Origin of the sequence: Gaetbulibacter sp. NE (genome assembly GCF_025548475.1) — a bacterium.
Lineage (GTDB): Bacteria > Bacteroidota > Bacteroidia > Flavobacteriales > Flavobacteriaceae > Gaetbulibacter_B > Gaetbulibacter_B jejuensis.
This window is the reverse complement of sequence record NZ_JAOQHY010000011.1, coordinates 81,608-91,341: the sequence shown is the minus strand read 5'-3', so window position 1 is coordinate 91,341 and position 9,734 is coordinate 81,608. Positions and strand designations below refer to the sequence as shown.

Sequence of the window (9,734 nt, the reverse complement as noted above, 5' to 3'; positions counted from 1 at the left end):
TTAGATGCCTCAGGAAACGGAAGCATCACGACTTCAGATATAGACAATGGATCAAACGATGCCTGCGGAATAGCAAGCATGTCATTAGACCAAACGAGTTTTGATTGTACTAATATAGGTGTTAACACAGTAACGTTAACAGTAACAGACAATAACGGAAACGTATCGACTTGTAGTGCAACAGTAACTGTTCAGGATAACACAGCACCAACAGTTCCTAATCTACCTGTAATTTCTGCAGAGTGTAGTGTGACAGTCCCTGTTCCTACAGTATCAGATAATTGTTTGGGAACAATTACTGGAACTACATCTGACCCTTTAACCTATACAACTCAAGGATCATTTGCAATAACATGGAATTTTGATGATGGAAATGGAAATTCTATTAATGTTGTACAAAATGTAGTGGTTGATGATGTTACAGACCCAACAGCTATCTGCCAAGATATTACTGTTCAATTAGATGATACAACAGGTTTAGCTACAATTACTAGTACTCAAATTGATAATGGATCTAATGATAATTGCGGAGTAGTTAATTTATCTTTATCGCAAAGTACTTTTGATTGTACCGATATTGGAACAAACATAATAGTATTAACAGTAGACGATGGTAATGGAAACAGTTCTACTTGTTCAGCTTCAGTAACAGTTACAAGTCCAACTATTACAGGTGGAACTTTGATAGGTCATTTGGTTGATGGTAGTGGTGATCCAATTAATACGAATCCAGATTCTAATATCATAGAAGTAACGGCATGCCCTGATGAACCTCAATATGCTTTGTTGAATTTAAGTGGTTACACTGGGACTATTTCTGGTTATGAAGTTTCAACAGATGGTGGACTTAGCTGGAGTTCTCCTTCAAACGATAGTACTAATGCAACATATACTTCACTTGCAATAACCGAGACTACTTTAGTGAGAGCTGTAATTACTTTTGGTAGTTGTGAGGCGAGATCAAATATTGTTTACTTAGCAGTTATTCCGCCAGATATTCCTCCAACTATCGTAAGCCATAGTGATTTAACAATTTGTTTAGGAAGTGATATAACTGTTGTGGCTCAAAGTGAGTTTGGAATTAATCCTGACTTAACTGAAGGAGGATTATTCAATACATCTAACCTTAATAATTTAGGGTGGTTAGTTGATGGTATGGCTACTTGGGATGCGAGTGGGAATACAGGAAATGATACGTATTGGAAAGGAACTAATGGTCCGAAAAATTTTAACAATAAATGTTATGATTCGCCAGAAGGAAATAAATTTGGAATAGCTAGTGGTATTCCTCCATATGATAGTCCAAATCATACAATAACACCATTAACAACTCTTGAAACACCAATATTTAATACATTAGGATTAACAACTGCTACTTTAGAGTTTGATCAAGCGTATTTTTTAGAGGCTGGAGCATGGGTGAAAATAGAACTTTCATTAAACGATGGTGCAACTTATCCTATTACTTTAGATCCAGGACCTTCTTATAATTATACTGGTCCTAGCAGTACTACTTTTGGAAATGTTGGATTTGGTGGAGGTGGACCTAATGGATGCAATGGAAGACCTCAGACTTATGTCGATAATCATGTTTCTATTGATCTTCAGGATTATATTGGTCTTGTTGGTTTACGAATTAAATTTACCTATCATGGGACAGCTAATAGTGCTTGGGCATTAGAAAATATTACTATTCCACAAGCTCCTATTGATGAAGTTATAGAATGGACAGATGAAAGCGGAGTTGTTGTTACCACAGGATCAACAACAACAATTACTCCTGTTACTCCAGGAGTACAAACCTATGGTGTTACCTCTTTGATTAATGGTTGTCGTTCTGATGGAGACGAGGGAACTGAGTTTATTTCTGTTAACGCAAGTTTAGCTTATGCAGGCGAAGATATAACGCAAATTGTTGCCGAATGTGGAGAGGAAGTGAGTTTAAACGCTTATGATAATACTATAACTGCTGCTGATAATATTGTTAATGGAGTTAATAATCCTGCAATATTTACTTCAGGTACGTATCCAGGAACTGGTGTTGCTGGTGTTTGGTCTGCAGTTTCTATTTCTGGGTGTGGTAGTAGTTATTCTTTTTCAGATATTTCTAGTCCAAGGTCAAAATTTTTCGCTGAACCTGGAACTTATGAATTGACTTGGACAATACCTTCTGTTGGGTGTTCGGATGTTATGTTAGTAACTATTGAAAGTTGTCCTACTGTGGATTTTGATGGAATTGACGACCATGTAACATTTAACAATAATTATAATCTATCAAATCAATTTAGTCTTGAGGTTTGGGTTAAGCCAGAATCTGTAGTGGGTACTCAAGCCATTTTTTCTAAGCGTGATGCAAATGATTTATCTACAGGTTATGATTTAAGCCTTAACAATTCTATTGTTCAATTTAACTGGAACGCTTCAGGAACTATTCAATCGTCATATCCAATATCAACAGATAGGTGGTATCATATTGCAGTAACTAACAATAATGGTACATATAGAATGTATATAGATGGAATTGAGGTTAGTACAGGAGTCTCTGGTGCTTCTCCTTCAAGTAATTCAATGAAAAGTTTAGTAGGAGCAATGGATCAAGCAAATAATGCTCCTAATAGACCAGTGAATTATTTTAATGGATGGATAGATGAGTTAAGGATATGGAATTCTGCATTAACCGTTGACCAAATTCGCCAAATGATGAATCAGGAAATTGAAGATAATACAGCTGTTATTGGAGCTGTAGTACCACTAGATGTTCCTGGTTTAAATTGGACTGATTTAGATGGGTATTATCGTATGGATTCTAATTGTGGGTTCTTAATTCCTTATAAAGGTATTAGAGGCCAACTTATCAATATGGATACAGCTCAGCCTAACACAGCTCCTTTACCTTATACATCTAGAGTTGATGGTCAATTATGGTCTACTGATAATACATGGACAGAATTTGATGTTTGGGATGCGCCTAATAGCGTTGGTGTTGACGGAGCTACTCCAATCGATTGGAATATAGTTGAAACTTCTCATAATATTGATTCAGGTAACAAGGATATAACAGTGTTAGGTTTATTGTCTATAGTACCTAATAAAACATTAAATATTACTGACCCAGGAACCTCTCAAGATGAATACAATGATGGTCAGTTTTTATGAGTAACTCACTACCTTAAATTGGATGGAAATATAGATTTATTTGGTGAGTCTCAGTTGCTTCAAGATGAAAGTAGTATATTGGATGTTACAAGTTCTGGTCAGTTAGAACGTGACCAACAAGGAACAACTAATTTGTATAATTACAACTACTGGACTTCTCCTGTTAGTGAATTAAGTACAACATCTAATAATAATCCGTTTGCAATTAATAGTGTTTTAAGAGATGGAACTAATTCAAATACACCATTAAATTTGTTATGGACTACAGCTAATGACGCAATAGGAAGCACAACTCCTATTACGTTAAGTAGTAGATGGTTGTATGCTTATGAAAATTTTCCTGAAGATACTTACGCTGCTTGGAGAGACTTGGCTGAAAATGATATCCTACCAACAGGTTTAGCATTTACCATGAAAGGAAGTGGAGCAGGAGACCCAGTAAATGATGTTCAAAACTATGTTTTTGTAGGGAAACCTAACAATGGTACTATCACTACTCCAGTTACTATAGGTAACCAAGCGTTAATAGGAAATCCATACCCTTCAGCAATTGATGCTAATGCCTTTATTTTTGATAATATTCCAGGTGGAAATCCAGGGACATCTCAAAGTATAGATGGAACATTGTATTTCTGGGAACATTATGTTTCTAATTTCACCCATATTTTAGAAGATTATGAAGGTGGTTACGCAACGTATAACCTTACAGGAGGAAATCCTGCGGTATCACCTCCTTTAGTGAGTGGTAGCGGAACACCAACCAAGATACCAGGACAATATATACCTGTTTCTCAAGGGTTTTTTGTTACAGCAAGTCATTTAGGAGGAAATATTCAATTTAAAAATAGTCAGCGTGTATTTGTTAGAGAAACTTCTGCAAACTCTCAGTTTATAAGATCTAGTAATTCAAATGCTGGTACATCATATCAGGTTGATAGTGATCCAAATCAAGACATTAAACGTGTTAGAATTGAATTTAAAACTACTGATGGTAATATTCGCCCTTTATTGTTAGGGTTTGTGCCAAATAATATGGCTACTGATGGTATTGATGTTGCTTATGATGCTGAAAATGCTGATGCGGAGTTTTCAAACGACCTGTTTTGGAGAATAGAAGACAGGAATTTTACAACACAAGGAGTAGGAGATTTTGATGTTAATAGTCAATATCCTTTGGCAATGTTTATAAATACCTTTGGTACTTATGAAATATCGTTAAAGGCTTTGGAAAACTTTGAAACAGATATTGACGTATATGTGTATGATGCCTTAATGGGTACTTATTTTGAAATAAATGATGAAGCTTTCCAAATATTACTAGATCCGAATGATTACTTAGGTCGTTTTTATATCACATTTACAACAGAAAGTAGCCTATCAATTGATGATGAAGTTTTTGCTAAAACAATCATTAATTACTTAAACAATACTCAAGAAATTTACATTAAAACACCTAATGTGTCTGCTATTAAAAATGTCCAGTTAATAAATATGATAGGTCAAGAAATTCAGAATTGGGATAATATACAAGCGTTTGAGTTAAATGGAGCAGTAAGAATTCCTGTGACAAACATTCCAGATGGAAGTTATATTATAAAAGTTAGTTCAGATAAAACCACAAATAGTGTGAAAGCTATTGTGAAAAACAACTGATTATTTTCTATGATTTGAATTATCTTGTATAAAGTAAATTGATAGCTTTTTTTTGTAATTTTAAGCATTGTTAAATGCTATATTATGTCTGAAGAAAAGCTAGGATTAAATACCATTTGTACACATATTGGTGAGATTAAAGACGAACAGTTTAAAGGAGCTGTATCTCCAATCTATATGTCAACATCTTATCAGTTTGAAGATGTGGATGTAAAACGTTATCCTCGTTATTTTAATACGCCTAATCAAGAATTTTTATCCAAAAAAATAGCAGCTTTAGAACATGCTGAAGCAGCTATGATTTTTGGTTCAGGTATGGCAGCTATCAGTACTACGCTTTTTGCTTTTTTAAAAGCAGGAGACCATTTGGTAGTGCAAAACACATTGTATGGTGGTACAACAAATTTTATTAGAGAGGAGTTTCCAAAGCATAATATAGAGTACACATTTACTAATGGATATAATGTGTCAGACTTTGAAAATGCTATAAAACCAAATACAAAACTTATACTTATTGAAACGCCTTCAAATCCATTGTTAACAATTACTGATATTAAAGGTGTAGCAGATTTAGCAAAATCAAAAGGCATTGTAACTTGTATTGATAATACCTTTGCGAGTCCAGTAAATCAAAATCCTATTGATTTAGGAATTGATATTGTAATGCATTCAGCTACTAAATATTTAGGAGGTCATAGTGATATTTTAGCTGGAGCTATTGCAAGCTCTCATGAACATATTGAAACCATTTGGAATGTTGGTAAAAATCTAGGGGGAAGTTTAAGCGATTTTACGGTTTGGATGCTAGAACGTAGTATAAAAACGCTTGGTCTTAGAGTAAAAGCCCAAAACCGAAATGCTAAAAAAATGGCTAAGTTTTTAGATGCGCATATTGACATTAAAAAAGTGTATTACCCTGGTTTAAAAAGCCATCCGCAATATGAACTAGCTAAATCGCAAATGAAAGGTTTTGGAGGTATGTTGTCTTTTGAATTAGCTGACGGATTAGACGCTAGCCAATTTCAAAAAGCATTAAAATTGATTAAACCTTCAATGAGTTTAGCAGGTGTAGAAAGCACAATGCTATCACCACATAAAACCTCACATGCATTATTAACACAAGAACAACGAGATAGCTTAGGGATAAGTGATAATTTGATACGTTTTTCTGTAGGAATTGAATCTCGAAAAGATTTAATGAATGATATTGAACAGGCTATTCATTCAGTGAAAAAGAGCCAACTAATAAGTTAAAAAAGAAATGAAATTAGATATACTTGCTATAGGAGCGCATCCTGATGATGTAGAGTTGGGTTGTGGCGCAACAATAGCCAAAGAAATTGCCAATGGTAAAACAGTAGGAATTATTGATTTAACTAGAGGTGAATTAGGAACACGAGGTACTGTTGAAACTCGAAAAGAAGAGGCTGAAAACTCAGCTAAAATATTAGGAGTTTCGGTAAGAGAAAACTTAGGATTTGCAGATGGTTTTTTTATAAATGATAAAAAGCATCAATTGGAAGTCATAAAAATGATTCGTAAATATCAGCCAGAAGTCGTACTGTGTAATGCTATTGATGACAGACATATAGACCATGGTAAGGGTAGTAAATTGGTTAGTGATGCCTGTTTTTTAAGCGGACTTACAAAAATTGAAACAGAAATAGAAGGGAAACCACAGGAGCAATGGAGACCTAAACATGTATACCATTACATACAATGGAAAACAATAGAGCCTGATTTTGTGGTTGATGTTTCTGATGTAATTGATATTAAAATGAAATCTGTATTAGCTTATAAAACACAGTTTTATGACCCTAGTAATACAGCACCAAACACACCAATTTCAAGTAAAAACTTTACTGATAGTGTTAAATATAGAGCTAGGGATTTAGGACGGTTAATAGGAGTAGAGTTTGCTGAAGGCTTTACTGTAGAACGCTATGTAGCAGTAAATAGCATATTTGATTTAAAATAATTTAAAAAAACACTTTGTAGAAAATAGTAAATGAATTACATTTGCAATCCAATTTAAAATGGTGGTTGTAGCTCAGTTGGTTAGAGCGCCTGATTGTGGTTCAGGAGGTCGTCGGTTCGAGACCGATCTTCCACCCAAAAATAAAAGCCTTTCAGTATTCTGAAAGGCTTCTTTTGTATAATGCATTTAGGCTTTAATCTTTTTTGGCTTTATCAACAATAAGTCTTTGCTCTCTATTAGCAACTTCCCAAGCAGTATAAAACACTAGGCGAGTTCTGTTTTCTAATAAATCGTATTCAATTTTATCTGGTGTGTCTGTTGGTCTGTGATAATCTTCATGAGTTCCATTATAATAAAAAATAACAGGAATATTGTTTTTAGCAAAGTTATAATGGTCAGATCTATAGTAGTAACGATTTGGATCAGTTTCATTATTGTATCTGTAGTCTAAGTTTATTTTAGTATAGTTGTTGTTTGCCTTTTGTAAAGCACTATCTAGCTCAGAACTTAACATATCAGATCCAATTACATAAACATAATTTCTGTCGTCTTTGTGAGCATCATCAACTCGACCAATCATGTCAATATTTAAGTTGGCAACCGTATTTTCTAAAGGAAAAATAGGATCACTGTCAGTATAATATTTTGAACCTAAAAGTCCCTTTTCTTCACCTGTAACGTGTAAAAACAATATAGAACGTTTTGGTCCATAGCCATCATTTACAGCGGTTTTAAATGCCTCAGCAATTTCTAAAATAGCAACTGTGCCAGAGCCATCATCGTCAGCACCATTGTATACTTTTCCATCCTTTACACCCTCGTGGTCTAAGTGAGCAGATATAACAACAATTTCATCAGGTTTTTCAGTTCCTTTAATAAAGGCAACCACGTTTTCTGAATGTACTGGAGTTACTTCACTTTTAATATCAATAGACAAACTAGTATTAATAGTCTTAGCTTGGTCGTCTTCAAGGATATTTTCATAAATAGCTTTAGCTGTTGTACTGTTAACCATAAATTGAGGTAAATCAGAATCATTGTTTATTAATGAGATTCTACCTTTACTTTGCGAATTAGCAACTCGTTTGTAATAAGCTGCATATCTAGGAAAAGTAACATCGTCTAAAATAATAATAGCTTTCGCACCTTTTTCTGATGCTACATTCTTTTTTGCACTTCTAGCTCTTCGACCTTCAGACCAAGTAGTGTTTTCAGTTTTACCTGTGGTAACATAAGTTCCATCTTCGTTTTTAGGTTCACCAGCTTTAATTAATACTACCTTATTTTTAACATCAATATTTTTATAGTCTGAATAATTTTCGGCTTCAATACCATAGCCTGCATAAACAATGTCATTTACCGAAAATGATTGTGTTGTTGGACTCCCTATAGAAATGAAGTCTTCAAGATTAAGTAAGTTCTTATTGTTAAGTTGAATACTTACTTCAGGAGTTTTTCTGGCTTCAAGAGCTACTTCTTGAAAGTAATCATCATCACTTAAAGGAGATGGTATTTCTAAGTTTTTGTATTGTTGTTTTAAGTATTCTACTGCTTTTTTCTGCCCTGGTTCTCCAGTATTTCTACCTTCAAATTCATCAGAAGCATAAATGTAAAGCATTTCTTTAAGTTCTGCAGAGGTAATCGTGTTACCATACTTGGTTGGGTCAGCTGGAGCTTTAGATTTGGAATCAACTGAGTTTTTTGTTGAGTTACAACTAAATGCTAAAGCGCTTAGAGTAACTCCTAAAATTAATTTTTTCATTAGCTGTTAATTGGTTTGGAGAGAATGCATGTAATTAAAAATTTAGCGATAATACAAAAAGTTATTTGTAACCTTGATTAAAGCTTAAATCTTTAACAGATTTTAACAACTATTTTTAACATTATTTTTTGTCGGCAACTATACGGTTTTTGGAATTGGCTAAATACCAAGCTGTAGTAAAAATAAGTTGTGTGCGTTTTTGAAGTAACGGATAGTTAATTTTGTCTGGAGTGTCAGTTGGTTTATGATAATCTTCATGCTCTCCATTGAAATAAAAAATTACAGGAATTCCTTTTAAAGCAAAGTTATAGTGGTCAGATCTATAGTAATAACGGTTGATATCGCTTTCTTTGTTTAACTCATAATCGAGTTCAAGATTTGTGAAAGTATCATTTGCAATTTCAGAGATGTAATGTAGCTCAGTACTTAATCTATCATCGCCAATTACATATATATACTCAGGGTTTTCAATATGTTTTTCATCTACTCGACCAATCATATCCATATTAAGATTAGCAACTGTATTTTTTAATGAAAAAACAGGATAATCAGTATAATAAGTTGAGCCTTTTAACCCAATCTCCTCACCAGTAAGGTGTAAAAATGCAATACTTCGTTTTGGACCAAATCCTTTTTTTTGTGCTATTTTAAAAGCTTGGGCAATTTCCATTAATGCTGCTGTACCAGAAGCGTTATCGTCAGCACCATAATAAACTTGATCTTCTTTTACACCTTCATGATCTAGATGCGCAGAGATAATGATAACTTCGTCAGGGTATTCTGTACCTTTTATATAAGAAATTACATTTTGAGAACTTTTTATGTCATCAGAAAAGAATGATTCTGGAATTTGTTGGTAATAGTTGTTTTCTCCTAAAGGGGAACTTATAGCTTCATTGATATAATAATCTTTAATGTAGTTTGAAGCTTTGTGGTAACCTAACTCTCCTGTTTTTCTTCCTTGAAATTCACTAGAAGACAAATCGTAAACCAGTTTTTTTAACTCGCTAGAGTCAATGGTTTTAGAAATTTCTTTGATTTGTTGTGAGTTCTCAAAAACAATATTGTCTTTAATATCTTGAATTTTTTCGCTATATCTTTTTGTTGCACAAGAACCTACTAAAGATAGTGCTGAAGCAAAAATTAATACCTTCATCTATTAACCTCTTATTTTCAGTCAAATAA

6 protein-coding genes and 1 tRNA gene are annotated in these 9,734 nt (G+C 33.7%); 5 read left to right on the top strand and 2 right to left on the bottom strand.

Annotation, left to right across the window (positions count from 1 at the left end):
* The 5 genes from OD803_RS12590 to OD803_RS12570 form a co-directional block, all read left to right on the top strand.
* Positions 1-3,156: LamG domain-containing protein (locus OD803_RS12590; protein WP_262733650.1), on the top strand; the 3,156-nt coding region annotated here is incomplete at its 5' end.
* An 18-nt stretch (positions 3,157-3,174) separates the two neighbouring features.
* Complete coding sequence (locus OD803_RS12585; protein WP_262733649.1) at positions 3,175-4,809, top strand: T9SS type A sorting domain-containing protein; 1,635 nt, start codon at positions 3,175-3,177, stop codon at positions 4,807-4,809.
* 84 nt (positions 4,810-4,893) lie between these two features.
* Positions 4,894-6,063: a trans-sulfuration enzyme family protein gene (locus OD803_RS12580; RefSeq protein ID WP_262733648.1), complete on the top strand. Its 1,170-nt coding sequence runs from the start codon at positions 4,894-4,896 to the stop codon at positions 6,061-6,063.
* A 7-nt stretch (positions 6,064-6,070) separates the two neighbouring features.
* Positions 6,071-6,787: a bacillithiol biosynthesis deacetylase BshB1 gene (bshB1, locus tag OD803_RS12575; protein ID WP_129761739.1), complete on the top strand. Its 717-nt coding sequence runs from the start codon at positions 6,071-6,073 to the stop codon at positions 6,785-6,787.
* Positions 6,788-6,847: 60 nt separating this feature from the next.
* Positions 6,848-6,923: transfer RNA gene (locus OD803_RS12570), tRNA-His, on the top strand.
* A 57-nt stretch (positions 6,924-6,980) separates the two neighbouring features.
* On the opposite strand, the gene OD803_RS12565 is transcribed toward OD803_RS12570, so the two are convergent.
* Positions 6,981-8,549, bottom strand: coding sequence for a M28 family peptidase (locus OD803_RS12565; RefSeq protein WP_262733647.1), 1,569 nt, complete (start codon positions 8,547-8,549; stop codon positions 6,981-6,983).
* A gap of 121 nt (positions 8,550-8,670) precedes the next feature.
* Positions 8,671-9,705 (bottom strand): M28 family metallopeptidase, encoded by a 1,035-nt coding sequence (locus OD803_RS12560; RefSeq protein WP_262733646.1) that lies wholly within the window; start codon positions 9,703-9,705, stop codon positions 8,671-8,673.
* Positions 9,706-9,734 lie beyond the last annotated feature (29 nt).

Bases quoted from the DNA above. Each gene is read 5' to 3' on its own strand.
- OD803_RS12565 (WP_262733647.1), bottom strand. From the start codon at position 8,549: ATGAAAAAATTAATTTTAGGAGTTACTCTAAGCGCTTTAGCATTTAGT.
- OD803_RS12560 (WP_262733646.1), bottom strand. From the start codon at position 9,705: ATGAAGGTATTAATTTTTGCTTCAGCACTATCTTTAGTAGGTTCTTGT.
- bshB1 (WP_129761739.1), top strand. From the start codon at position 6,071: ATGAAATTAGATATACTTGCTATAGGAGCGCATCCTGATGATGTAGAG.
- OD803_RS12580 (WP_262733648.1), top strand. From the start codon at position 4,894: ATGTCTGAAGAAAAGCTAGGATTAAATACCATTTGTACACATATTGGT.